At 49.8% G+C, this 26,726-nt stretch carries 20 protein-coding genes; 7 read left to right on the forward strand and 13 right to left on the reverse strand.

The genetic code is table 11. The features are described from left to right. Positions 1-141: 141 nt before the first annotated feature. Positions 142-2,019, reverse strand: coding sequence for a DUF4838 domain-containing protein (locus tag D2E26_RS03840; RefSeq protein ID WP_125963316.1), 1,878 nt, complete (start codon positions 2,017-2,019; stop codon positions 142-144). Positions 2,020-2,022: 3 nt separating this feature from the next. Continuing rightward, a complete protein-coding gene (locus D2E26_RS03845; protein WP_241218845.1) occupies positions 2,023-3,534 on the reverse strand; it encodes a PTS sugar transporter subunit IIC in 1,512 nt (503 codons plus the stop codon). Between the two features lie 529 nt (positions 3,535-4,063). Between D2E26_RS03845 and D2E26_RS03850 the strand changes: the two genes are divergently transcribed. The 4 genes from D2E26_RS03850 to D2E26_RS03865 all read left to right on the forward strand — a co-directional run bounded on the left by D2E26_RS03850 (position 4,064) and on the right by D2E26_RS03865 (position 8,339). Continuing rightward, positions 4,064-5,251, forward strand: coding sequence for an extracellular solute-binding protein (locus tag D2E26_RS03850; protein WP_164515851.1), 1,188 nt, complete (start codon positions 4,064-4,066; stop codon positions 5,249-5,251). After that, complete coding sequence (locus D2E26_RS03855) at positions 5,248-6,246, forward strand: carbohydrate ABC transporter permease (RefSeq protein WP_241218846.1); 999 nt, start codon at positions 5,248-5,250, stop codon at positions 6,244-6,246. The genes D2E26_RS03850 and D2E26_RS03855 overlap by 4 nt, the downstream gene beginning before the upstream one ends. A 1-nt stretch (position 6,247) precedes the next feature. Further along, positions 6,248-7,072: a carbohydrate ABC transporter permease gene (locus D2E26_RS03860; RefSeq protein ID WP_125963318.1), complete on the forward strand. Its 825-nt coding sequence runs from the start codon at positions 6,248-6,250 to the stop codon at positions 7,070-7,072. A gap of 121 nt (positions 7,073-7,193) precedes the next feature. Beyond that, on the forward strand, positions 7,194-8,339 hold the full coding sequence (locus D2E26_RS03865; RefSeq protein WP_125963319.1) for an ROK family protein: 1,146 nt from the start codon (positions 7,194-7,196) through the stop codon (positions 8,337-8,339). Positions 8,340-8,604: 265 nt separating this feature from the next. Here the strand turns inward: D2E26_RS03865 and D2E26_RS03870 are convergent, their stop codons facing one another. The 3 genes from D2E26_RS03870 to D2E26_RS03880 all read right to left on the reverse strand — a co-directional run bounded on the left by D2E26_RS03870 (position 8,605) and on the right by D2E26_RS03880 (position 14,146). Continuing rightward, positions 8,605-10,128: an MFS transporter gene (locus D2E26_RS03870; protein ID WP_164515866.1), complete on the reverse strand. Its 1,524-nt coding sequence runs from the start codon at positions 10,126-10,128 to the stop codon at positions 8,605-8,607. A 304-nt stretch (positions 10,129-10,432) separates the two neighbouring features. Further along, positions 10,433-11,881 carry a replication-associated recombination protein A gene (locus D2E26_RS03875; RefSeq protein WP_125963320.1) on the reverse strand — a complete coding sequence of 483 codons (1,449 nt, stop codon included), beginning with the start codon at positions 11,879-11,881 and terminating at the stop codon, positions 10,433-10,435. A 78-nt stretch (positions 11,882-11,959) separates the two neighbouring features. Further along, complete coding sequence (locus D2E26_RS03880) at positions 11,960-14,146, reverse strand: DUF2075 domain-containing protein (RefSeq protein ID WP_125963321.1); 2,187 nt, start codon at positions 14,144-14,146, stop codon at positions 11,960-11,962. Positions 14,147-14,317: 171 nt separating this feature from the next. Here D2E26_RS03880 and D2E26_RS03885 point away from each other — a divergent pair, with 171 nt between their 5' ends. Further along, on the forward strand, positions 14,318-16,888 hold the full coding sequence (locus D2E26_RS03885) for a DEAD/DEAH box helicase (RefSeq protein ID WP_125963322.1): 2,571 nt from the start codon (positions 14,318-14,320) through the stop codon (positions 16,886-16,888). A gap of 103 nt (positions 16,889-16,991) precedes the next feature. On the opposite strand, the gene D2E26_RS03890 is transcribed toward D2E26_RS03885, so the two are convergent. From D2E26_RS03890 to D2E26_RS03925, 8 genes are all read right to left on the reverse strand, one after another. After that, the gene (locus tag D2E26_RS03890) at positions 16,992-17,360 is read right to left on the reverse strand and encodes a type II toxin-antitoxin system death-on-curing family toxin (protein WP_164515852.1); all 369 of its coding nucleotides are present in this window, start codon (positions 17,358-17,360) and stop codon (positions 16,992-16,994) included. Between the two features lie 5 nt (positions 17,361-17,365). Continuing rightward, entirely contained in the window at positions 17,366-17,635 is a 270-nt protein-coding gene (locus D2E26_RS03895) for a type II toxin-antitoxin system RelB/DinJ family antitoxin (protein ID WP_125963324.1), read from the reverse strand. Between the two features lie 131 nt (positions 17,636-17,766). Further along, positions 17,767-18,747, reverse strand: coding sequence for a PPK2 family polyphosphate kinase (locus D2E26_RS03900; protein ID WP_125963325.1), 981 nt, complete (start codon positions 18,745-18,747; stop codon positions 17,767-17,769). Positions 18,748-19,285: 538 nt separating this feature from the next. After that, positions 19,286-20,440, reverse strand: a complete 1,155-nt coding sequence (locus D2E26_RS03905; RefSeq protein WP_125963326.1) for an amino acid ABC transporter permease — start codon at positions 20,438-20,440, stop codon at positions 19,286-19,288. Between the two features lies 1 nt (position 20,441). After that, positions 20,442-21,119: an amino acid ABC transporter permease gene (locus tag D2E26_RS03910; protein ID WP_125963327.1), complete on the reverse strand. Its 678-nt coding sequence runs from the start codon at positions 21,117-21,119 to the stop codon at positions 20,442-20,444. A gap of 1 nt (position 21,120) precedes the next feature. Next, positions 21,121-21,960 carry a glutamate ABC transporter substrate-binding protein gene (locus tag D2E26_RS03915; RefSeq protein ID WP_125963328.1) on the reverse strand — a complete coding sequence of 280 codons (840 nt, stop codon included), beginning with the start codon at positions 21,958-21,960 and terminating at the stop codon, positions 21,121-21,123. A 110-nt stretch (positions 21,961-22,070) separates the two neighbouring features. Continuing rightward, on the reverse strand, positions 22,071-22,862 hold the full coding sequence (locus D2E26_RS03920; protein WP_125963421.1) for an amino acid ABC transporter ATP-binding protein: 792 nt from the start codon (positions 22,860-22,862) through the stop codon (positions 22,071-22,073). A 137-nt stretch (positions 22,863-22,999) separates the two neighbouring features. Beyond that, positions 23,000-23,797 carry an alpha/beta hydrolase gene (locus D2E26_RS03925; RefSeq protein WP_125963329.1) on the reverse strand — a complete coding sequence of 266 codons (798 nt, stop codon included), beginning with the start codon at positions 23,795-23,797 and terminating at the stop codon, positions 23,000-23,002. 737 nt (positions 23,798-24,534) lie between these two features. On the opposite strand from D2E26_RS03925, the gene D2E26_RS03930 reads away from it, so the two are divergent. Next, on the forward strand, positions 24,535-25,827 hold the full coding sequence (locus D2E26_RS03930; RefSeq protein WP_125963330.1) for a type II toxin-antitoxin system HipA family toxin: 1,293 nt from the start codon (positions 24,535-24,537) through the stop codon (positions 25,825-25,827). Between the two features lie 167 nt (positions 25,828-25,994). After that, positions 25,995-26,255 carry a helix-turn-helix domain-containing protein gene (locus tag D2E26_RS03935; protein ID WP_277599626.1) on the forward strand — a complete coding sequence of 87 codons (261 nt, stop codon included), beginning with the start codon at positions 25,995-25,997 and terminating at the stop codon, positions 26,253-26,255. Positions 26,256-26,726: the final 471 nt, after the last annotated feature.

A 26,726-nucleotide genomic window follows, 5' to 3' on the forward strand; every position in this document is an offset into this window, starting at 1 on the left:
TTCCAATCATGGGGGTGACCAGAACTTAACCGTGGGTCAAAGCTCGGCCATGGGGGTTGGTCAGAGTTCGACTATACGGATCAAAACAGTGATCAGTTGATCAGCCATTTGATCATGGTGATCAACACTTCATCAAGCTGATCAGAGCTTGAAGCCAGCGTAGTTCTTTGCAACTTCGATGACGCGGTAGACATCGAGGTTTGGTTGCGTCAGTGGCTCATTGCGACGGATGAAGTCGAGGAAGTCGTGCCACAGGTGCTGGGCCTTCTCCTCGTTGCCAACAGCAATTTCGTGCAATGCTGCAGCAAGCTTCATCACATACTGACGGTGGTGGCTCAGGCCGAGCCAGTACGACTTCACAACGCCCGTGCTATCAGCGATGTGCTGCTCAATAACTGGCAGGAATTCGTCAGCCATAGCAACAATTTCGTCGTAGCGGCGAGCCATGTCTGGATCCAGACGCTCGCCAATGGCGTTGAAGTAATCACACGACGACAGCGTCGACATCTGGCTCAAGTAGTCAACGACCTGCTTCCAGTCGGCACCGAACAGCGTCTCGAAGTATTCCTCGACCAATGCATCGTAGTCAAGCTTCGAATCCCAGAGCATGCGGCCCATAACGTAATTCGGGAAGAACGTTGGCGTACCAACGCGCAGCTCCTGGCACGAGACGTAACCGTTGAGACCCAGACGATCCAAGTACTGGATATCGCGTGCAATCGTATGAGCGATCTTCATGTAACCAAAGTCACCATAGTGAGCGCGGCCCAGTGGGTAGTCGTAAACGAAGCTATCGCCCTTGAACGTCTTCTGCCATGCGAACAGATAAGCCAAGTTCTCTTCGAGCGAGTTTGGCATCGTGTAATCGTTACGCACGTATGGCTCTGGTTCAGGAACGCCATGCTCGTAATCCACGTCGGCGTAGCTCTTCTCGAACGTACGCGTAATTGGAGCGAACATCATCGTGAAGCGATCTGGGTGCTTAATGACTTCGTGCTCTGGAGCGAACAGCAGCTCGTGGTAGAGCAGGAAGCAGATGCGCGTATCGAGACCTTCTTCGGTCAGACGCTCATCCAGATCGTTCAGGAAACGAACGTACTGATCAGAGACGAGTTCCTTCTTGCACTCATCGCATTCGCAGATGTTGTTGTCTGCATCAGACAGCCACACATGCAGGTAGTCAACGTCTGGGCGCTTCTTGGCGTAGTCAACGACGAGCTCCACCATCTGAGGAATAACCTCTGGGTTAGCGAAGTCGAGGCTCGTTAGGATTGGAGCACCATCAATGAGCTCGCGCTTACCCTTGATTTCTGCGACGAGTGGTTCCTTATCCTTAGGCAGCTTAATGCCCTTTTCCCAGCCGTACTTCGACGAGTAGCCGAGCACCTCGCCCGTCCAACCGTGGCCCACGCGGTGCTGAATAATGCCGCGCTCTGCCATGCAGCGGTCCACTTCATCGCTCATACGCTGAGCAATATCAGTGTCGAACTCCTCCACTTCTGCATATGGGTTGAACTCGTGCTCGTACCAACGCTTCAAGAATGGATATGGGTTCTCGAACTGCACGAAGAAGGCGTTGAAGCCCACCTTTGGCATCCAGGTGATGAAGTCGAGAATGTTCTCGATGCTATCGGCACCCTCGATGCACACACCGCGGTGAACCTGCGAAGCAGTTTCTTCAACCTTGAGCGTGCCATTGATGAACTCATCAATACCGTGCGAAGGGATGATCTCGCGATTTTCGCCTGGCTGTGGGTAACGTGCGCCGAACTCATAGAAGAAGCGGTAGATGCCAATGATCAGTGCCACATTCGTGTTGCCATGAATCGTCAGATTGCCGTGATCCAGCGTAATAGCAATTGCATCATGCACCGATGGACCTGGTGCAATACCATCGCTTGACAATGTGACTGTTGCGTTGCTTGGTGCTTCGCCAAACATTGCGCGGAACAGACGGAGGAACTCGGCCTCTGCCGTTGCTTTGACTGGCTCGCTCACTTCAATATTGAGCTGCATCATTGCTTAGTTTCCTTTCTTGTCTGAATGAGCGTTTGCAGGCTTCGTCGTCTGTTCGCGTTCTTCATGCTTAACTGTGGAAGTCTCTGCTGCAGTCTTGGTTGCAGCGTCCGTTACAACGCTCGTTGCGGTTGCAGTGGCTGCATCCTGCTTCGACTCAACAGCTGGGGTCTCAACGCTTTCTTCAATAGCTTCCAGCTCTGCATCGACCTGGTCGTTACCTTCGGAAGCACCCACGAGGCCCTGCTCAATCTTGAGGTGAGCACGATCAGCTGCGCGGAAGAATGGGTAGTAAATGGCGAACGAGATAATCACCAAAATAGTCTGCAGAATTGCTGCCTGCCAGCTACCGCCGCAAGCGAGGAAGCCGCCGAGAATTGGTGGCGTCGTCCAAGGCAGTGCCACACCAGTCGTCAGTGGGACCAGGCCCCAAGCCATCGACAGGTACGTCAGCAGTGCGTTGATCAGAGGCGTGCAGATGAATGGGATGATCATAATTGGGTTCAGCACGGTTGGGAAGCTGAACAGAATTGCCGTGTTGATGTTGAACAGTGCTGGAATACCCGAGACCTTACCGAGGACCTTGTATTCCTTACTCTTCGAGAAGAACATCAAGCAGATTGCCAGACCAATCGTGGCGCCGCCGCCACCCATGTAAACGAACAAATCCATGAATGGTGCCGTAATAATGTTTGGCAGAGCCTGACCAGCTTGCAGAGCAAGACGGTTCTCATCAGCCTGCTGCAGCCAGATTGGGTTCATCACGGAGCCAACGACCTGGCCACCGTTCACGCCGCAGAACCAGAACACGGAGTTCAGCAACACAGCGACGAACGTACCGCCAAGCGTTGCACCAATGAAGCCCAGTGGCGTACCAACGATCAGAGCAAGCAGGTTGTTCAGGCTGCCGATGCCCGTAGCCTCGAGAATACGAGAGATTACTGCGAACAGCACCAAAATAACAGTGCCTGGAACCAGCGCTGCGAACGAACGGCCCACAACGTCTGGCACGCTCTTTGGCATCTTGATCGTGAACTTGTGCTGAATGAACTGGCGATAGATTTCTGCAGAAATGAAGGCCACAACAATTGCCGTGAACAGGCCCTTGCCGCCGAGCATGCCATAAGGAATGCCGAAAGCGCCGTCCTTGTTCTGAATTGGTGGCGTCACGAGCAGGAATGCACCCAATGCGAGCACACCAGAGGATGGACCATCGGTGTCATAGGACTCGGCCAGTCGGTATGCAATGCCGAAGCAAGTCACCAATGCAATCAGACCGAACGAATTGTTAGCCAAAGTGTTGAGCGTGGTATCAAGATGACCGTGCTCTTGCATCCACTTGGTCCAGGCTTCAATTGGGAAACTACCAATCAGAGTGAAGATAGAACCAATGAGCACGAGTGGCATTGCCATAAGCACGCCTTCTCGCAAAGCCTTCAAATGTCGCTGCTTTGCGACCTTCTCGCCGAATGGCGCGAGCTTATCAGCAAGGAATGTCATAAAAATGTTATGAGTCATTTTGCTTCCCTATGTCACGATTCAACGCTGAATCATTTAGTTCGTTTAGTTTTCTTAAATCAGGCCATCGTTGGCCACGTTTTTCACGGTAAGACTGTTGTGAAGAATTTGCAAATCGGCACCCCCAGTAAGGTCTTACCCATTGGAATTACAGCGGTTACTCGGCGTGTTTAACAGAAATTAAGAGAAAAAATCAGCAGAAACAGACAAAACGACACGTCGTCCCATTAAGTACGCAGCACGTACTAATATGAAATCAGAACGAACTTCAACGGATACAATGAGAACACGTTGAAAACGCCCTGCTTGCCAACGTCGGCAGCCAAGTGATCAACGATGATCGAGCACCAGGGCGAAGAAGGGAGACCACATGACGCGTGCTTCGCATACGACTTTTCGTAAGTCATGGTGTCGTATTGCCTCAATCGTTTCAGCATGTGTTTGCTCACTCACGCTCTTGACCGGATGCTCGATTGGTGCACCAGCGCAGCGTGCCGGAAGTTCAGCGAACGAGCTCACAGTTTGGATTATGCAGGATGACCTTTCGCAGCAAACTATCGACGCCATCAATACCAAGTTCACACACACTACTGGCGCCAAAGTTAACGTGCAAATTCAGCCATGGGACGGCATTGCAACCAAACTCACCACTGCCCTAGCAACGGGCAATCCACCTGATGTTATTGATGTTGGTAACACGAAAATCGCTGATTTTGCAGCGAATGGCGGTCTGCTTGACCTGAGCTCGTTTACGCAAACGTTAGCTAACGGTAATCACTGGATTCCTGGTCTTGCCGATTCGGCGCAGTTTGACGGCAATACGTATGGCGTTCCAGCGTTTGGTGCTACGCGCGCCGTCATCGTCAATAAGGCGATGTGGCAGCAGGCTGGCATTACGGCCATGCCTCGTACATTTAGTGAATTAACCGAGGACTTGCGCACGGTGCAGCGCCAGTTTGGTAATTCGAGTTCGTTCTGCCCGTTCTATTTGCCTGGTCGTAACTGGTTCGCGGGCCTGCAGTTTGTGTGGGGCGCGGGCGGTAATGCTGCTGTGCGCGATGGCATGCACTGGCAGGCTTCCATGAGCTCGAAGGCTTCTGAGCAGGGACTTGAGCAGTGGAAGGCGTTCCAGAATGAGTTTTCGTCAGTCGCGTCTCGCGCTGCGGAAACGAATAATCCAGATATGGCGCAGATATTTGCGCAAGGTAAGACGTCGGCAATTATGTGGAATTCGGCAACGGTTTCGAAGATCCTGTCAATTTCCGAGACGTTGAAGCCTGAGGATATTGCAACGTTCCCTATGCCGAATGTGTCAGGCGGAGTGCAGCCAAGCGTTATGGCTGGCTCGGTGTGGGCTATTCCGGCACATAGTAATCATGCGTCGCTTGCGATGAAGTGGATTGAGTCGGCCACGAACGATGAGATCCAGCGCAAGTGGATTGTCAATCATGACGGCTGGCTGCCAAACAGCGAGGAACTGCTGCATGAGTTCCTGAATGGCAAGGATTTGAGTCCTATTCAGCGCGGTTTCTTTGAGGCTGCCGAGCATTCGCAGGCCGTTCCTGCAGTTGTGGGTTGGTCCACGCTCGAGGGCGACGGTTCGCTGAAGAACTTGTTTGCCACGGTTGCTGAGGGTAAGTCGTCGATTGCGCAGGCTGCTGCTTCGTTCGACGCCACTGCCAATGCAGTGTTCTCAAAGAATGAGGGGCTCGCATGATGAATACAGGATTGAAGACGACCCGCACTGCTGAGCAATCAGTTCAGACAACTCCAGCACACCCAGCTTCACCGCAGCTGAAATCACCACAGCCTAAATCAGCACAACCATCGCACCGTCTCCCTGCGATGATGCTGCTGCCAGCGTGCATTATTATTGCGCTGCTCGTGGTGATCCCGTTCATTATGCTCGTCATCGCATCGCTGACGAACTTCAATATGCGGTCGCTGTTCACGGGCGAATTCGATCTCGTCGGTTTCAAGCAGTACGCGCAAGTATTTACGAGCTCGCAGTTCCTGTATTCGCTGGGCATCACGATTGTGTTCACGGCTGTGCTCGTCGCCACGAGCATGCTACTGGGCATGGGCGTTGCTCAGATGATGACGCGTCTCGGTTCCGTGTTGCGCACACTCGTTTCTATCGCACTCGTGCTGGCTTGGGCTCTGCCGAACGTCGCGTCTGCGCTGATTTTCGCTTGGATGTTCCAGCCTGGTTATGGCGTTATCAATTGGATGCTGTCGCAACTGCAGATGTTCGGTGACGTGCGCAATCTTTCGTGGACTACGAATCCTGTGCTCGCGTTCGTCTGCATTTGGCTGCTCGTGATCTGGCAGGCTGTGCCGTACATTGCAATTACTGTGTACGCCGCGCAGTCGCAGCTGGACTCGAGTTATTTGGAAGCGGCGTCGCTTGATGGCGCCGGCCCGATCCGCTCGTATTGGAGCATTACGGTGCCGCTGCTCTCGCCTCAGCTCATTGTTATTGGTGTGCTCTCAACGATTTGGGATTTCAATATTTTCAATCAGACTTGGCTGCTCACGCAGGGCGGTCCGAATGATGCGACGGCAACTGTTGGTATTTACGCGTATCGCCAGGCGTTCGTCAGTTTTGATATTGGCCGCGGCGCTGCGATCAGCATGATCACTACGGTGCTGTTGCTCGCGCTAACCGGTGTCTATTTACGTCGCATGTTCAAGGCCGGAAAGGAGGTCTGAAATGACTACGAATCGTCGTCGTTGGACCGTCCGCGTTCTGGCAATTGTCTTTATTATTGCGTGGGTCTTCCCTATTTATTGGATGCTCAACACCGCGTTCAAGCCACGCAATGGTGTGCTTGAAGATACGCCAACGTTCTGGCCGCAGCGTTTCTCACTCGATCACTTTGCCGAAGTGTTCAAGTCGCGCACGTTCCTCACGTCGCTGACGAACAGCACAATCGTTACGCTCGTCACGGTTGTCGTCTCAGTACTCGTGGCCTTCCTCGCCTGCGCGGCCCTGACGATGTACCGCTTCCGTGGGCAGCGAGTTTTGATGATCATCATTCTGGCCGTCCAGATGATTCCGGGTACAGCTATGCTGATCCCTCAATTTATTGTGTTCAACCGTTTCGGCATGCTTGATACTTATGTTGGTCTCATCATTGCCTACGTAGCGATGATTCTGCCCTTCTCTATCTGGAATATGCGAGGATTCTTCCTTGCGATGCCAATGAGTTTGTTCGAATCGGCTCGTGTTGAGGGTGCGAATGAGTGGCAGATTCTGTGGCATATTACATTCCCGCTGGCTGCTCCAGGCATTATTTCTACGTCGGTGTTTGCGTTTATTCATTCGTGGAATGACTATCTGCTGACCTATACGTTCATGAAGGATCAGAGCCACTACACATTGCCGGTTTGGTTGGCTTCGTTCTCGACGCCAACGGGCATTGATGTGGGTGCACAGATGGCAGCATCGGTGCTGTTCTCTTTGCCAGTTGTCATTTTCTTCATGATTGTTCAACAACGAATCGGACAGGGGAACGTCAATGGCGCAGTGAAGTAAGAGCTCTCAACTTTTGGAACTAATAGCCTTCAATCGATCCGTCATTTGTTCAGGACTTCGCCTTACGCGCGTATGTTGAACAACAGATGTGGATCGTGACCAGTAGAACAAGGAACATCAAATGATTTCCAAGCCAACCGAGCAACATGTGACTCAAGGCCTCGGCACTTCCGAGACACTGAGTGTAACTGTTGCTACTCCTGAAGATATTCGTAAGCGCAATCGTCGAGCAGTGCTGCATTTGCTCTATCCTCATCAGCAGATGAGCCGTGCCGATGTTGCTAAAATCACCGGATTGTCTAAGTCATCCGCATCAAGCGTCGTATCTTCTCTGATTGACGATGGACTCGTTATTGAAGAGGGCATTCGTTCTTCGAGCGGCCGCGGCAAGCCAGCTATTATGCTCAAGCTCAATCCTGATGCTCGTCAAATTATTACCGTTGATATTTCACAGCCATCGGTGCTGTCTGGTGCTATTACCAATTTGACTGGCCAGCTCGTGCAGCGCGTTGATATTCCTATTGATGTAGAAGACAAGCTTGAAGTCCAGCCAATTGCCGATTTGTGCATGGCATTAAAGGACCAACTGACCGCTCCTCTGCTGGGCATTGGTGTTGCCTCCCCTGGCACTGTTGATGCTGATGGCGTTGTGCTCAAGGCTCCAAACATTGGTTGGGAAAATGTGGCACTGGCTCAGCAGCTTGAGGAGCTGACTAATACGCCTGTGCTCGTTAATAACAACGCTAATGTGTCAGCTCTTGCTGAACGCCAGTATGGCGAGAGCAGCGCCAATATGATTTTTGTGCGCATTGCTCGCGGTGTTGGTGCGGCCATGCTTATTGACGACAAGATTATTGTTGGCAGCCACTATTCAGCTGGTGAAATTGGCCATGTTTCCGTTGATGAACGCGGTCCTATGTGCACGTGCGGTAAGCGCGGCTGCTTAGAAACTATGACGTCGATTCCTTCGCTGCATCGTCAGCTTGATGCTGATCCTTCAAGGCGTGATCGCATTCTGACGCAGGCGGGAACGCTGCTCGGCCAGACGCTTGCTATGCCAGCGGCTATGGCTGGTATTAGTGACATCGTCATTTCTGGTGAGCCAGATGTTATTGACAATGTGTTCTTAGCCTCAGTTGATTATGCAGTGAACTCTACTGTTGATTCCGACTTCCTCGGCAAAATCAACGTGCGTCACTCGTATATGCAGCAAGATATTGCATTGCTTGGTGAAAGCGTTGCTGTGCTGCGCGCCATGTTGGTCTGAGCACGCTCGCTTGTCAGTTAGGCCGCGCAATACACACTTAACTTTCACACGAGGCCATTGCATCAGTAACTTTGCGTTCAGTAAGCTATGCATTGTCACCGCGTAGTAAACGGTAACAATGCATTTGAACATGCCCCCTATGTTTTGTAATGCTGTAGTGTGTAGAAAAAGAAGCCCATCACATCGTACCTGTGATGGGCTTCTTCAATATCAATGAGATCAATCCGTGATCAACTCATCTGGATTCAATCAATCTGCGATCAGATCAATCGGTAATACCGTGCTCCAAGCTTGCTTCACCATTGCGCTTCGCACGCATGCGGAATGCCACGAACAAGCAGATCATTGCAGCCAGTGCAATCAGGATCATCGTGGCGAACACCCACATACCGCCAACCATCGTGGCCTGTGCGTAATCGGCAGTTCCTTCCACACCGTGACCAGCCTGTGCCACAGCAATAATCGTGGAGAAGATCGTCATACCGAATGCGCCACCAATCTGCAACGACGTCTGGAACACTGCAGTGCCATCAGTCGTGAATTGAGGCGGAATACCCGCAATACCGTCGGTCATAATGTTCGAGATGCTCAGCGAATAGCCAAGACCGAACACGAAGTACAGGAATGCAAGGCCGAATGGCGAGAGCGTACGAGCGAACACGAACATGAACACGAGTGCCAGCAGCGAGAAGCTCATTGGAATCAGAATTGGGCCACGTGCGCCGAAGCGGTCATAGAGCATACCGCCTACTGGAGCAAAGAATGCACCAATCAAGGCACCCGGTAGCACAAGCAGACCGGAAACCAGAGCCGAGCAACCCATACCGAGCTGACCCAAGTTCGTAATAACGTATCCGAAGCCAATACCAAGCATTGGCATGAGCAGATATGGCAGCACGTGCAGCAGCGAGATTGGATCACGCAACCAGCCCAAGCGCAGCAGTGGCGAGAACGAACGACGTGACGAGACGCCGAACAGCAGCAGCGCAGCCAGACCAATAACGAAGGCAACGCCGCCAATAATCAGCTGTGCTGCAGCAGCACTACCGGCCACCACATGCGAGATACCGGAGCCAAGCTGGTTGACACCGAGCACCAAGCCGACCAGAGCCAACACAATAGAGATGAAGCCAACGGCGTTAAGCGTAGCGTCAGTTGGAGCCACCATCTGGCGAATGTTCTTCAAGCCCAGCGGCAGCGAAATAATAAGCAGGATTGGGATCGTCAGCAGCAGCACCATGCGCCACGACATCACCTGTGTCAGCGCACCGCCCACAGTTGGACCAATTGCTGGAGCCACAGTAATGACGAGTGAACCAACGCCCATGAGTCGACCGACCTTAGAACGTGGTGACTGTTCCAGAATAATGTTCATCATCAGAGGCGTTGCAATACCTGCACCAATACCCTGAATGACGCGAGCTGCGAGCACCATCCAGAAGGCGCTCGAGAAATAAATAATGATTGGGCCAACAACAGCCGTGGCCAATGCGAACACGAACAGTGACTTCGACGTAAAGCGGCGCTTCAGGAAGCTAGAAATTGGCATAATAGCGCCAACCACAAGAATGTAAATCGTCGTGACCCACTGCACAGTTGCCGTATCAACGCCGAATTCCTGCATCAGCGATGGGAACAGCACGGTCATAACCGTCTCGGTCAAAATACCGATAAATGCCAGCGAACCGACAGCGACAATAGATCCAATCAGGAAGCTAGGAACCTTTTCATCAGCGTCATGCGATGCCTGAGCCTCTTCGTTCTCTACTTCGTAAGCAAGATCGTCCATGACCTCTTCTTCAGTTTCGGCACTTTTCATGGACAGTGTTGAGGTTGTTTGTGCCATATGTTGCGTATTTCGCCTCTCTCGATGTGCGCATACCGCGCACGAATTGCCCGATCGTCGGGTTTCGTCCGCTCGAATCAGACATAGTCCACCCGAGCGCATAGCTTCGCGCAGCAAAAATAGAGTGGAATCATTCAGTCCGTATTCGAACCGTTACTGAATGTACAACGCTATACTGGACATTTTTCAGCTCAGTACATCGCCTTGAATAGCGCCGACTTCCCTACTCAGCGTTCGCCAAGCGCCATCACTTATGTTGGCGCAAAATATCGCGGATTCTATCCAAGCGTGGTCCAATTTCACGCTCGTATCCACGATCATTCGGATGGTAATACTCCGTACCATCGAGCTCGTCTGGCATGTACTGCTGAGCTGCCACAGCACCCGGCACATCGTGCGCGTAAATATAGCCGTCGTGATTGCCCCACGATTCCATCAGTTTCGTAGGAGCGTTACGAATGTGCAGCGGCACTGGTCCAACTTTGCCTGCATCAACGTCTGCGAGCGCCTGATTAATGGCCATATAGGTTGCGTTTGATTTCGGGGCGGTTGCTACGGCCACGACTGCTTCTGCCAGAATAAGTCGTGCTTCTGGCATGCCGACGAGGGCTACTGCTTGTGCAGCGGCTACCGTTACCTGCAGAATTTGTGGTGCGGCCATGCCGACTTCTTCTGCTGCAGCAATCATGATGCGTCGCGCAATAAATCGCGGGTCTTCTCCCGCTCGAATCATGCGAGCCAGGTAATGCAGGCTCGCGTCTACATCCGAGCCGCGCATCGACTTAATAAACGCTGAGGCCACGTCGTAATGATCGTCACCCTGCTTGTCGTAGCGAATCGTTGCGGTATCCATAACTTGCGCCACGATTTCAGGAGTGATTTCTGGTTTTGCGTCACTGGCTTTCTTGTTCTTACCAGTCTTCGCGTTACTAGATTGCTTTCCTGCGTTAGTCTTCGCATTGTCAGATTGTTTTACCGCACTAGTCTTTACGTTGCTATCTTCTTCTAATGCGCCAGCTGCAGCCTCGAGAATCGTTAATGACTTACGCGCATCTCCTCCGGCCATGCGAATAATGTCATCGACAGCTTGATTCGTAATAGCAACCGAATCAGCAAGACCGTGCTCGCTGACGACTGCTCTACGAACCACTTGTTCGAGCTCATCATGATTGAGTGACTCAAGCTTGACTACCACAGAACGGCTCAGTAATGGCTTAATCACCGAGAAACTTGGGTTCTCGGTCGTAGCCGCAATAAATGTAATGTCACGATTCTCAACACTTGGCAGTAACGCATCTTGCTGCGATTTTGAGAAACGATGCACCTCATCAATAAAAAGAACTGTCTCTTGTCCTGTAGAAACAAGGCGTTCATGCGCGCGAGACAGTACTGCGCGAACATCTTTCACACCGCTTGTCACAGCGGAGAGTTCTTCAAACGCCCTACCCGACTGCTTGGCGACAATCGTGGCCAGCGTTGTTTTGCCAACTCCTGGAGGGCCAAACAGAATAATCGAGCTTGGCGCAGTCAGTGAACCAAGCGATGCAGGATCAGCCAAACGACGCAATGGCGAACCATGTGCCAATGCTTTTTGCTGACCAATAACATCATCAAGCGTCTGTGGGCGCATTCGTACTGCTAAAGGACGCACCATTTCTTCTGGTGCGCTTGATGCTGCAAATAAATCCTGTTCCATGACCCCTCCAGACGCCTAGTCGCCATTGTAGTCACGCCTTCCAGACTTGTCGAACAGATGTTCGATAGTATAATTGCATCAGAATAAGGTGTCACTGGTACCATTCTGCGCAGCCTCTTCTAAGGCCCTCTGTAGATCTTGATCTACAGCAAATAAATAAATGCCATGAACACCGCGAGTCATTAGCACATTAAGTTCATTTAAAAGGTTTTCCGTTGAAAAATCATAACGACTTTCTTTCTTTTGGATGGCATTCTTCTTTTTACTAAATTCAGGATGTATTACAATCCGCTTCCGCTTGTTGTCATAGCCAATAGAGGGACCTAAAATCACACCAACATAGTTCAGGTCAAAGCCCTGAATTGAATATGTCGACCCAATCTCATTAATAGTATGAGGTTTCTCCGCCCAAGCTTGTTCACCCTGGAGACGTTTGTATTCCTTTTCCTCAGGCGTATCTTCCAGCTCGTAATTCCAAGGAAAACAGAAATACTTGCAGTCTTCGCACTTTGAGTTATAGCCACGTTGCCCATTAAAGCCTTCAGCCGGCACCATATACCATTGATTATCAGCATGCCTAAATAACTCCACATCCCATTTTCCGTCAGGGGTTACCGGCTTTTCCTTAGAATTTTTAACGCCAACATACTTCCAATCGTATGTTGCCACAACTCTTGATAAACCATTATCAGACAATCCATCTTCATTCTTCTCACGAATATGTTTCATAACTTCCCAAGGAGAAGAACAAATATGAATTTGATAAGGCTCACGTTTCCACATATTTTTCGAGTTATTTGAGATATGCGTATTTGGCTCACCCGGATCAACTGGGATCGGTTTGATCAAGCCTTGCTCAGTAAATGCTTCAAACCAATGCAATATATCGTCACTCGCAGCCATACGAAATTGCTGGTTAAGCTTAATTCGCATGAAGTTAATCGTTTCTCCACCTAGTTCAACAACTTCACGCTGACCATATCTTGGCGAATTCTCCTGATTCTCACCAGTTAAGATACCGAAAGATTTCTTATCAATCCATCGTTGTGAGGACTCAAGCACCTGTCTAGGATCATAAACAGCAATAACAACTTTGGCATAACGCAACAAATCAAGAAGCATATTATCGCCACGGTATCCTTGATTACCCTGCGTAAGTAACAAATGAGCTTCATCAACAAGCACAACATCAGATACAGGCCGCGGTGATGGTTGCCCTTTTTCCCCTGCTTTACCAGGCTTGATTCCAAGAAGCTTTTGGGCTTGATTTATAAACGTAGTTGGCTTTAAAACAACAGTGCCGTTTTTCTTCTGCAAACGAAGCCTAGTCGCAATCTGATCATAAACCACACGCTGTTGATCCTGTTTAACAGCAATATAAGCTGGAAGAAGCGAACTTCCCCCGTTCATCCATCCAGTATCGCTGGACTTAGATGACGCTTTCTCATCCTTAATTTCTTGCATCAGATTATAAAATAGATGACTTAAAAGAACAGTCTTTCCAGTACCTGCTGCCCCCGAGACAAGAACAAGCGTTGAGAGATTATTATCCCGATTACTTCTCACCTCATTAACAATTTGAAGAATTTGGTTTTCTGCTTCGCATTGTTCCTCACTCAACTGATGAAAAGGCGATGCTTTGAATAATGCAGAATCAAGAATTATCTTCTCTGCCGGAAATAAAATTGAATCTCGCTTATTAAGATTCCGCCAAATCTCAGTAAAGATTTTATCGAATTTATCCTGAGTATAGTAATTACCCTGAGGGTTAGTACGGCCGTTATATATATGCCTAACACTTTTCACTGAAAGTAGATATTGGATTAATTTATTCTCAATATCAAGCGTCAGTGACTTATTAAATAATTGATCAGCAATAACATATTGGGATGCATGACCACCATTTTTACTCCAGATTTTCTGAAAATCGCTCCATGAGCTCATAGTTTTGACATCTTGAAGAATATGCTGTCTTGTTCTATTGATGATATCGTTGGTTTCTCCAACATAAACTTCATATTGTTTTCCATTTTCTCCGTCCACATCTTTGTGAACGATATATACAACTGGATAATCCATCACATACTGTGCAAATTTGTTTTCTAGAGCAGATACTGAGTTCTCCTCCTCTGCAGAAAACTGTAATTTATTCCTTTTACGAAATTCATTTTTTGCACTTTCGCGCAACTCAGCTTTAAGCTCTTCTTCATTGTCAATATAAAGCGTCTCAGTAATGATTGGTTTTAAATCCACACCCGTTGCCATGGTGCCTATTGTACTGTGCCGCTCGCCGAAGCATCGCGTACTTAATGCATTGCTACTAGACTGAGTTTTCGTATGGTACTGCGTAGAGTACAACGAGCACGTACAGACGTAGAAGCAGAAATAAATAGAATGTCGACGAAGAATGAAGCGGGCGAAAAGGACGGGACAGCGATGAGTGAGACGGCGGAAAATAACGCAACTGCAGAGGGCTACGGTTCGCTGGCTGCGCTCGTGCCGCCTGAGCGCGACTTGCCATTGAACTCAGATGAGATTTACGAGCGTTTCTTTGACTGGGTTGAACGCACGAAGCATATTGAGCCATGGCCTCACCAGGAGGAGGCAATTCTTGATCTGCTCGCTGGAAATCATGTGATTTTAAATACGCCTACGGGCTCGGGTAAGTCGCTCGTGGCGTTGGGCATGTGCTACGAAGCGCTGTGCACGGGGCGAACCGCATATTATACGGCTCCAATTAAGGCACTGGTTTCTGAGAAATTCTTTGATCTTGTTGATGTTTTTGGCCGCGAAAATGTTGGTCTGATTACTGGCGACTCGCATATTAATGCTGATGCACCGATTATTTGCTGCACGGCAGAGATTCTGGCAAACCAAGCACTGCGTGAGGGTCGTCGAGCGAACATTGGTTGCGTGGCTATGGATGAGTTCCATTACTATGGCGATCCTTCGCGTGGTTGGGCTTGGCAAGTGCCACTGCTGACGCTGCCTGATACGCAGTTCCTGCTCATGAGTGCAACGCTTGGTGATGTGGATCGTATTGCTGACAAGCTTGAGCAGATGACTGACCACGACGTGGATGTGATTTCGGACGCTCCTCGCCCAGTGCCACTGACCTTCGAATACACGAAGGAACCATTCGAGAAGACTGTTGAGACGGCCTTCAACCGTGGCGATACGCCAATTTATGTAGTGCACTTCTCACAGGATGCTGCTCTGGATTCGGCACAGGCTTTAGCAAACTCTGGTGTTTCGAATAAGCAGCAGCGTGAGGCTATTGCTGAGGCTATTAAGGGCTTCAAGTTCACTACGGCATTCGGCAAGATTTTGCATCGTTTGCTGCGTACAGGTGTTGGTATTCACCATGCCGGTATGCTGCCTCGTTACCGCCGCTTGGTTGAGACGCTGGCACAGCAGGGATTGCTGCCAGTGATTTGCGGCACCGATACGCTGGGTGTTGGTATTAACGTACCAATTCACTCAGTCGTGCTGATGGCACTGACGAAGTTCGATGGCAACCGTGTGCGTAAGCTGCGTGCTCGTGAGTTCCATCAGATTGCAGGCCGTGCTGGTCGTATGGGCTTCGATACTGAGGGCTTGGTTATTGCTGAGGCTCCTGAGTTTGAGATTGAGAACGAGCGCGCACTGGCAAAGGCTGGCAACGATCCAAAGAAGCTCAAGAAGGTCAAGCGTAAGAAGGCTCCTGAGGGCTTTGTACCTTGGAACGAGTCGACGTTTGACAAGCTAATTGATGCTGAGCCAGAAACGTTGAAGCCTCATCTGCAGATTACGCATTCGCTTGTGCTCAACATGGTTATGCAGGGCGGCGATGCTCGCGAGCGCGTGCGTCGTCTGATTGATAACTCGTCGCAGACGAGCGAGGAAAAGGCTAAGCTGCATCAGCGTGCTATTGAGATCTTCGATACGCTGTTTGACACTGATGTGATTGAAACTGAGCGCGACGAAGATGGTCATCTCAACTACTACTTGAATGTTGAGTTGCCAGATAACTTGGCTTTGAACCAGCCATTGAGTCCATTCCTGTTGGCTGCTTTGGAACTGTTGGATCCTGAGTCGCCAACTTATGCATTGGATGTTATTTCGATGGTTGAGGCAACGCTTGATGATCCGCCTCAGATTCTGCGTGCTCAGCAGCGCCAGGCTCGTGATAAGGCCATGAGTGAGATGAAGGCTGATGGCGTGGATTATGACGAGCGTATGGAACGCTTGCAGGATATTACGTATCCAAAGCCTTTGGAAGAGCTGTTGACTGCTGCGTTTACGCAGTATCGTCAGGACATGCCTTGGGCTAATGATTATTGGCTGAGCCCTAAGTCAGTTGTACGCGACATGGTCGAGACGGCTTCTGACTTCACGGGTTATATTGCTCGTTACAACATTGCTCGTTCTGAAGGTACGCTGCTGCGTTACCTGTCTGATGCTTACCGTGCTTTGGCTTACACGGTTCCGCCAGAGAAGCGTAACGATGAGCTGCAGGATATTATTTCTTGGCTGCACTTGGTCGTGCGCTCTATCGATTCCTCGTTAATGGATGAATGGGAGAACGCCGACAACTCCGATATTGAAGCTGCTGTGAATCTGGCGGCTCCTAGCGCAGCTGAGGCTGTTGTTGAGGATCGTCGTGGTCTGACTGTGCTCGTACGTAACGCTATGTGGCGTCGTGTGCAGCTTATGGATTTGGAGGACGTTGATACACTCGGTGCTCTTGATAAGCCATACGGTTATGGTCCTCACGAGTGGGATGATTTGCTCGACGACTACTACGATGAGCACGAATATGTTGGTATTGATCAGCATGCTCGTAGTGGTGAATGGTTCATCCTTGATGAGCGCAATGAGATCTCGGAGCACTCGTGGAAGGTTCGTCAGATTATTGACGATTCCGATGGTGACCACGATTGGGCTATTACCGGCACAATTGATCTCGATGAAACGCAGCGTACTGGTGAAGTCGTGTTCTTCGATTACCACGTCGGAAATATTTAAGATCTAACGGTTCACGAGTTTAGCCACTCTCTAAGTTGACCGCTCAATTAAAAAATACAAAAAGACCGCGATGAATTTGTAACACAAAAAGATCATAATGTAATTATTCAACCGCTGCATGCAGCCACTTGTTAAATTCATCGCGGTTCATTTTGTTGGAAGCAACCAACAATAAGACGTCTCGCCATTCTTGATCGTCAGGGCTAAAGGAAATTCCATTAATTGAGAGAAGCATCATGGCACACATACCGCCAGTTCGCTTATTTCCATCCACAAAAGCATGGGATTGGATAATGCCAAATCCTAGGCATGCTGCTTTATCGATAATTGACGGATATAAATCTTTGCCCTCAAAAGATAGATAAGGTTGATCTACTGCAGCACGTAAAGACGATTCAGAACGTAACCCAAAGCTACCACCGAATCGTCTAATTAATTCATCATGAATATGAAGAACTTCTTCATAGTTCACACGTATCATTGCTGATCCTCGCGAGCGAGTGCCTCCCAAAGGCCTGAATGTTCATCAAGCAATTTTTGCAAAGTATCATTCACGATTTTCTCTTTTTCGTCAGGACTTATTGGTTCCTCGAGATCAAGACTGAATGGGATTCGCTTTTCCCTAGCTACTTTCTTGGCATAAATACCGAATGCCGAGCTCACAGAGATACCCAGCTGATCACACACGGATTCCATTTCGTTCTTAGTTTTTTCATCAATACGAAACGACATAACTGTACTGCCCATATCGTCACACTCCTATGGATTAGCTGAATCTGTGCACCTAGGGTGCTTTTGTATACAATAGTATACTATTGTATACAAAAGCACCCTAGTTTGCAATCTTCATGCTTACCTAGATTGTGCAAATTAAACTGTTACTCCCCTAGCCTTGCAAGAATATCTTTGCGATCAACATCGAGCGTTGGCCAAGTGAGGTTGAAATTCTTCATCGTATTGTGCAGCAGTTCAGAAACAACCATGCGCGAATACCAGCGCTGATCACTTGGAATCAAATACCATGGAGCCCACGAGGTGCTCGTTTGCTCGAACACATCTTGCCAAGCATCCATGTAATCATCCCAACGTTCGCGAGCATCCAGATCGCTTGGATCAAACTTCCAATACTTGCGAGGATCATCAAGACGACTCAAGAAGCGTTGACGCTGTGCCTCTTTACTGGAAACCAGATAGAACTTCAGAATGGCACAACCTGATTGTGCCAGCTTATACTCGAACTCGTTAATCTCCTTATAGCGAGCGCGCCATTGCTTCTCCGGCAACGTGCCATATACGCGAGGCATCACAATGTCTTCGTATTGCGAGCGATCGAAAATAGCGATCCAACCTGGGTTCGGCAATTCCTTGCGAATGCGCCACAGATAGTTATGACTCTTCTCCAATGCAGTTGGTGCACCAAAACCGTGATAATGCACGCCCATTGGATTGACCTGCGAGAACACGTGCTTAACAATGCCACCCTTACCCGAGGCATCCATGCCTTGCAGAATGATCAGCACTCGACGCATGCCACCTCGTGTTCCATTGGCATACATCATCTGCTGGTAGCGCTCAATTTCCATGGCACTTAAATCAATGAACTGCTGACATTCCTTCTTCGTGCCAGTAAAGCCAGGTGTTGAACCCGGATCAATGGTACGCAGCTCTGTTTCATTAGGACGGAACAGCAGTCGCTGAGCTGGTGGTTCTGTAAATACCGAGCTTAAGATCTCGCTTGCTTTTGCTGCAGTTGTTAAACGCTGTGCAACATCAGTCATACTATTTGCAAGCGCAAGCTTCTTTTCAACCTTCTTGAGCTTCTTCGCAATATTTTGCTTTGCCTCGCCATTCTTTGCCATAGGGCCGATTGTGACGCGGTTTGCTGTGAATTTCCGAAATACGCCGCATAGCGAAAACTTCAAATACTAAGTTTTAGAGATTTCACACACTCAACTCTCATGCGAATTGTGAAAGAGTGTGTGGCTGCATGGCAGATCCTTGAGATAAGGCCAATTTAAATAGAGGAAAAACACTCTTTCACAGTTGTGATCTGAGTTGAGTGTGTACCCGCACACCCAACTCAACAATGATTTGTGAAAGAGTGTGCTGGACTAAGTTGTATTGGCTTATTTTCAACTCTTCTCAGGAGCAAAACACACTCTTTCACATTTTCAAATCGAGTTGAGTGTGCGACGGCAGGTTTTACGAGGCAAAACATGCATATGTGCTGGTACTGCGGATCACACAGGTGTACAGCAGCAGATACGGCTAAGGAAAAACACCCATCAATGCAAAAAGCCCGACATGCAACAGGTACATGTCGAGCTTTCAACCTTTTAGATTTGCAGACGCTAGTCAATCAACTTTGCGAACCAACCGAATGAGCTACCGCGCAGATCAGTTCTCAGTTGGCTTGTCCTCAGAGTCAGTGTTTTGCACTGCATCTGGATGGTTGACCAGCTTGGCGGAACCGCTTGGTTCTGGGTAGCTGCGATTCCTTGCCGTTTGCACAATGTGCTGGGTTTCTGGATGCGTCTCATCGAAGCCCTGCGTGTAGCGCGTCTGGCGCCAGTGATGAATGCTGGCGTTCGTACCGCGGTGGTGCACGTGGTAGATGCGCTGGTTACCACCAAGTGGCGTCTCTTCCTGAGCCACTGCAATCTGGTTCACGTTCGAAGGATCCATAATGGCGATTGGAGCAATTGGCTCTGCCTCGGTTGGACCCATCGTACGCTTCTGCATACGCTGTGGCAGCCACTCTGCGAGCTTCGAAAGAGCTGCACACACAATGAAGTAGACGATTGCAGCCACAACAAGCGTCTGCAGAATGTTGAAGTACATCGAGCCAAGTCGACGCGACTCCTGCAGCAGATCGGTGTACATAATGATCGAGCCGAGAGCTGTATCCTTGAGCACCACGACGAGCTGCGTCACAGCTGCTGGCAGCATTGCGTAGATTGCCTGTGGCACTTCCACATACATCAACGACTGCGTACGAGTCAGGCCAAGAGCAACCGAAGCTTCATGCTGGCCGTTTGGCAGGTTACCAACGCCAGAGCGCACGAGCTCAGCAAGCACGGAACCGTTGTAGAGCACGAGAGCCAGAACAACTGCCCAGTACGAAGGGCTGTTCCAACCCATGAATGCGAACCAGCGCCAGAAGAAGATCATCATAATCAGCACAGGCACTGCACGGCAGAACTCAACGATCAGACCGCAGATACCGCGGATGATCACGCTTGGCAGCAGACGACCAACGCCCATAATGAGGCCAAACACCACGGCGCCAACAACAGCCAGAGCCGAAGCGCGAATCGTTGCCCACAGACCAGGCAGATAGAAGTCAGCCCAGGCTTCGCCATCAAGAGCAGGCTTCCACAACTCCCAGCTGAGCTGATTCTCACCGTCAGGTGGGTTATGCAAACGCATAAGGATCAGCACAACAATCGCAATAAACACGACTGCTGCAATCCAGTTCACAATGCGAATACGCTTCAGACCCTTTGGACCAGGCGCATCAAATAATACGGATTCACCAGTTGAGTTAGCCATGTCACCTCCTGACCGCAAGCTTGTTCGACAGATACGTTGTCAGCACACCAATCGGGATGATTAAGATCACGTAGCCGATTGCAAAAATCAAGAAGATCTGAATGATGACATCCGGACGGAACTCGATCATCTCACTCATCAGTGAGGAAGTTTCAGTGGCGACCGATGCCGCGGCGGCGACAGTCGAGTTCTTGAGCAGTGCGATCAGCGTGTTACCGAGTGGAGCGACGGAACCGCGGAAGGCCTGCGGAAGAATAACGAGCGAGGCCGACTGGAAGAAGTTCAAGCCGAGCGCACGGGCGGCTTCTGCCTGACCGAGCGGCACGGTGTTGATACCCGAACGCAGCGACTCGCAAACGTAAGCAGCCGTGTACAAGCTCAGACCCGTGACGGCGAGCCAGAAGAAGTTCGTCGAGAAGTTATTGGAGAAGCTGATCTTAAGCTGAGCGAATGCGCCGAGCACCATGAACACCATGATGATCGTCAGAGGCATGTTCTTGAACAGCTCGACGTAAGCGCCGGCAACCCTGCGCAGCGAGTTGATTGGGCTGATACGCATCATGACGAGGATCACGCCCAACACCGTAGAGAACAGCGCGCTCCACAGCGTCAACTCAATGTTGACCCAGAATGCGCCAAGCACATCGTAGTTCTGGAAGAGTTCAACGAATGCGTTCATGTCACTCCCCTTCCGATGGAACTGGCGGGTTGTACTTCGGGTTTGGCTTGAAGCCCGTACCGCGGGTGTTGTCCTTCAAAGCGCGCTCCCAGCTGCCGTCTTCGATCATCTGAGTCAGAGCCTCATTGATCTTCTTAGCGAGCTCCGTGTCGCCCTTCTTAATGCCAACGCCGTAGTACTCCTCGGTGAATGGCTTGCCAACAACCTTGAGGCGGCCGCGAGCGTTTGCTGCGAGACCTGCCAGAATAATGTCATCGGTCGTGACTGCATCCACAATGCCCGAGAACAGAGCCGTTGCGCACTCTGCGAAGCTTGGCTGCTCCATGAGCTGCACTTCGTTGGCGAACTTCTGCTTAACGGTCACTGCCGAGGTCGAACCCGTTACCGAGCACAGACGCTTACCGTTTAGATCTTCAGGACCCTTAATCGAATCGTCGTCCTTGCGCACGAGCAGATCCTGGCCAGCCACGAAGTATGGGCCAGCGAAGGAGACAGACTGCTTACGAGCGTCGGTAATCGAGTAGGTTGCGAAGATCATATCGACGTCACCGTTCTGCAGCATGGCTTCACGCTGCTTCGAAGGTGCTTCTTTCCACTCGATTTGCGAATCGGTGTAGCCCAGATAGTTGGCCACGTAGCGAGCCACGTCGACGTCGAAGCCTTCGTAAGTTCCCGACTTCTTGAAGCCTAAGCCCGGCTGATCGAATTTAATGCCAATACGAATTTTCTCTTCGTTGGCAGTATTTGAGCCGCACGCTGCAAGCGACACCACACAGGCTGCTGCAATCGCAGCCGCTGCGATGCGCTTGAAGATGCGCGCTCCAAAATGCTTCTTTTTCATTGATTTCTCTCGTTAATCGCGTTCCGCTGAGTCAGTAGTCAGCACGTCAGTGCATCCATGTGTTAGTGCATCAATGCATTAGCACGTCAGTACATCTGTGCATCAGTGCGTCAGTGCGTCAGGATCTTCGACAGGAAGTCCTTAGCACGGTCAGTCTTTGGATGCTCGAAGAATGCATCTGGCGTATCCTGCTCGAGGATCTGACCATCAGCCATGAACACGATGCGGTCTGCTGCCTTGCGAGCGAAGCCCATCTCGTGCGTCACGCACAGCATTGTCATGCCTTCGTGTGCGAGCTCGACCATAACGTCAAGCACTTCGTTGACCATCTCAGGATCGAGTGCCGAAGTTGGCTCATCGAACAGCATGACCTTTGGGTGCATGGCCAGTGCACGTGCGATTGCAACGCGCTGCTGCTGACCACCCGAGAGCTGCGATGGCATCTTGTTAGCCTGCGAAGCCACGCCGACGCGATCCAGCAGATCCATTGCCTCGCGCTCTGCCTCGACCTTGTTACGGTGGCGCACCTTAATTGGTGCGAGCGTTACGTTGTCAAGAATCGTTTTGTTTGCGAACAGGTTGAACGACTGGAATACCATGCCGACTTCCGCGCGCAGCTTGGCCAGTGCGCGGCCTTCCTGTGGCAGCTTCTCACCGTCGATCAAAATCTCACCCGAGTCGATCGTCTCAAGTCGGTTGATCGTTCGGCACATCGTCGACTTTCCGGAGCCCGAAGGACCAACAATGACGAGCACCTCGCCCTTGTTCACGGTCAGGTTGATGTCCTTGAGCACGTGGAGAGCTCCAAAGTGCTTCTCAACATGGTTCAATTGCACGAGCGGCTTCGCCAGTTCGCCGCTTCCCGTAACAGCCTGTGCTGCGGCCGTTGGCGTTGATTGCATAGAATTCGTCTGCGTCATAATCCCGTAGTCTATAAATTCGATGTAAACAGTAAGGAACTAATTTATAACGTCTAGGCATGGGGGTTAATACCTGCCTAGATGCTCAAAACTAGTATTTTCTGCGAATATTACTGGTTTTACTTATTGAGCGTCAAGAACTCAACGACTTCGTTGACTGCAACTTCACGTTGAGCTCCGCGGAACAGATGGCCCAAATCGTCGTACAGCGAAACCTGGCAATGAGACATTGCCTCTTCGTAGTTATTCGCTGCGCTCGTCGACTTAAGTACCTGATCGTCACGACCCTGAATAAACAGCGTTGGCTTGTTGAACTGGCCAGCAATTTCGTAGATTGGCAGCGTGCGCACAATGCGGGCGAAGCGACCAGTGACCGAAGCCTTCTTGCTTGGTACTTCGATCTCATCTGGCACATGCACGGCGTCAAACTCACCATCAAGTACCTTGCCATGCATTGCGTCATCCTTCATTGTTGCTGCAGGTGCAAGCAGTGCCAGTGTATGAATAACGTCGTTATACATACCAGCCACCATGCTTGCGATTGCACCACCGAACGAGTGGCCAACCAGCGAAATCGACTCGACGTCTTCAAGCTGACGCACGTGTTCCAGTACTGCAATAGTGTCTTCGATCTCGCTGAATGCATCGAAACCATTGCGAATACCGGTGGATTCGCCACGGCCTGCAAAGTCAAAGCGCACCGTCATAAAGCCCTGTGCCACAAGCTTGTCAGAAATCTCTGGCAGCAGGTCTTCAGGCAAATAGCCCATGTCACCAAACAGACCATGCAAAATAATGACTGCTGGGTAACGCACGTCCTGAGCACCATTCGTTGCTGGACGCGTAATAACAGTGTGCAGCTTCAGACCATCACGATCGATTTCAAGTTGTTCCACACGAGACTGCTGATCAGACATAACACTCCTCCACTTGAATGCCACTTACGTCGCTATTTCTTTAGCTCACATCGAGTTCGATGTCCGCGGTTTTAGCAACTTGCTTTGCCTCTACTCAGCTCGGATTAATCCCGTAACCTCGTGTGCTGTTGCAACTACAAACGCTGCTATATATGCAACACATTTGTTTCACAAAATTATTCCGAAAGCCGTTGGTGTTTTGCGGTTTGATGGTTGAACGAACTCCACGTATTTCACAATGGTTCAATCGCAAAGTTCATAGCATCCGTAAAGCGGCGGAAAAACATGCGTTTCTGATAGAAATCGTAGGCCCAAAACCTTGCCATGCTGCGGATTATTCGCTAGTGGCACGAGAACTACTCCCGCAACTGAAAAGAACACCCCATGTACGTGAATTCTCAGGTATGAATCCAAATGCATGAATTCTCACCACACCATCTCGGCAGTTCCTTTTACCTAAACGAGCGTCTTCACACGTTTGGTTTCATGTATCCTAGCTTCATACACCTCACTTCACGCGCCTGTCCCACGATTTTTCTTCAGTATCTTTAGCCTCTTTAGGCTCTACTTCACTCGATACGCTTGGCCTACGAACTATCACAATACGAGCACTATGCTTTGCTCTTCTGTGGAACGTAACATCTACAATAATTGATGTAATGGCGCTTAAACCTTATAAAATTGGGTATTACGAGTTATGCAAATGATGATTCAAGACTGAGCTGCAGGGGCCAACGATGTGTGATGAAGCCTTCGATATTTGGGCGGATGATCAGCGACGAGTAGGATCACTACACCTTATTCGAAGTAGTTCGAAGCCTGCAACACTGTTTCAATACGATTCCGATTACCTCCATGATCCGCATGCTTATGCGCTATCGCCAGACTTCCCTCTGAGATCGCAGCTGTACCATTGCCAAGGTATTCCATCATTCTTACAAGATCAGCTCCCTGATTATTGGGAACGCTCTCTCCAATCACAGCAATGGAACAGCAATTCTGGAGCAGCTCCACTTCACGGAAATCCTTCTCAAGGAGCATGCCTTCCCAGCGACCAGTACTTATCTCACGAACCAACTAATGATTGGGACCTGCTTAGTCAAGGTATTGATATAGCACGTCAAGGAAATCTCAGACTTGCTGTACAAGGAAACAGCACTTTCCTCAATACCAAGGAAATCCCTCAGCAATCCCAACTTTCAACGCTATTCGATGCTGTCTGGTCAGTGTCCAAGAATGAAGCGACTACTACACAAGTCTGCCAACTCATACAAGCAGGTGGTAGTTCCTTGGGCGGATCACGTCCAAAAGTAGTTGTTCGTAACGGCGCCAAAATACTTATTGCTAAGTTTCCGCAGCCGTACGATCAATATGACGTAGTGGCATGGGAGAAAACCGCACTCGATGTAGCTGCTATTGCTGGTATTCCAGTTCCACAATCACAATTGCTGACTATTGATCATCATCATGTGCTGCTCCTCGAACGATTCGACCGAGTGAATAGTCAGCTCAATGGTCCACGAATTCCCTATCTTAGTGCACATACTTTGCTGCACAGTCCAGATCTTTCACTCGTTGATTGGGCTGACTTAGCAGACTTCATGTTAAGCTTCGTTGCTCATTGGGGTGAAGATAAGGAGCAGCTATTCGCGAGGATCTGTTTCAATTTGCTGATCAATAACACCGATGACCATATGCGCAATATCGGCTTCTTGCGCTACCCATCAGGATGGGCGTTAGCTCCTGCTTTTGACCTGAATCCTGAATTTACGCAGGCACCATTCGATACAAATTTGCTCGGTACCAACACTGGTGATCGTTCAAATGCACTGCTGGAATTTGCTCGATATCTAGGAATAGATAAACAACGAACAGCTGCAATAGTGCATCGCAACATCGAAGCCGTTCGTCAGATTGATGACATTGCGCAACAATACGGTATTCCTGCAAAACAGCGACGCGTCATAATCGACATCATCAATGAACGGATCGCTTTACTGAGCCAAATTTTCGGTGAAGTATCACCGTAGCCCCATAAAAAGCATCAGCCAATATAGCTGAATTAGAAAAAACAAACTTAACGCGGTATTGAAGACGTAACACGGTATTCAAAACACAAAGTGATTAAGATCAGCACAGAGTGGAGAACAATATGGTTGCTCGAAAAATGTTTACGGTCAGCAGAGTTGCAAAAGAGATGGGTAAACATCTCAGTGTTTGGCGCCGAACTCAACGCATGACTGCGCAAGAAATGGCAAGTAGAGCTGGTGTCTCTGTAGCCACAATTAGCAAACTAGAAAATGGCGATGACACCGTAAGTCTACGAACGTTTCTCAATGTATGCCATGCACTCGGCTGCCTAGATAAAGTCGAAGAGGCTGTCAATCCGCTCTATAACGATGAGACCGCCCTGCGCATTATGAACTCTGGCGTTAAACAACGCATTCGTCACAAGTAGCTCCATCACTGACTGTTACTTCGCACTATTCTGTTGCTCCTAGTCCTCTCCTATGCCATCTCGTCAGGTAACCGAGAAAACGGCACTCGAAGATACCCTTCCCGTGCATAATCCTCAGGTATGCGACGTATTTGCACGTAAGCATCAAAAATCTTTGATTTCGAGTGCTTCGTATGCAGATTCCTCGGATAACCGAGAAAAGTGCACACGAAGACACTGTTCACGTGCAGATTTCTCGATTAACCGACAAAATGGCACAGATAGAGGCAAAATTCCGGATTAATCACGCTTCACGTGCACTCCCGACATATACCCGAGAAAACGGCACTCGAAGATACCCTTCCCGTGCATAATCCTCAGGTATGCGACGTATTTGCACGTAAGCATCAAAAATCTTTGATTTCGAGTGCTTCGTATGCAGATTCCTCGGATAACCGAGAAAAGTGCACACGAAGACACTGTTCACGTGCA

Source organism: Bifidobacterium dolichotidis, from assembly GCF_003951975.1.
Lineage (GTDB): Bacteria > Actinomycetota > Actinomycetes > Actinomycetales > Bifidobacteriaceae > Bifidobacterium > Bifidobacterium dolichotidis.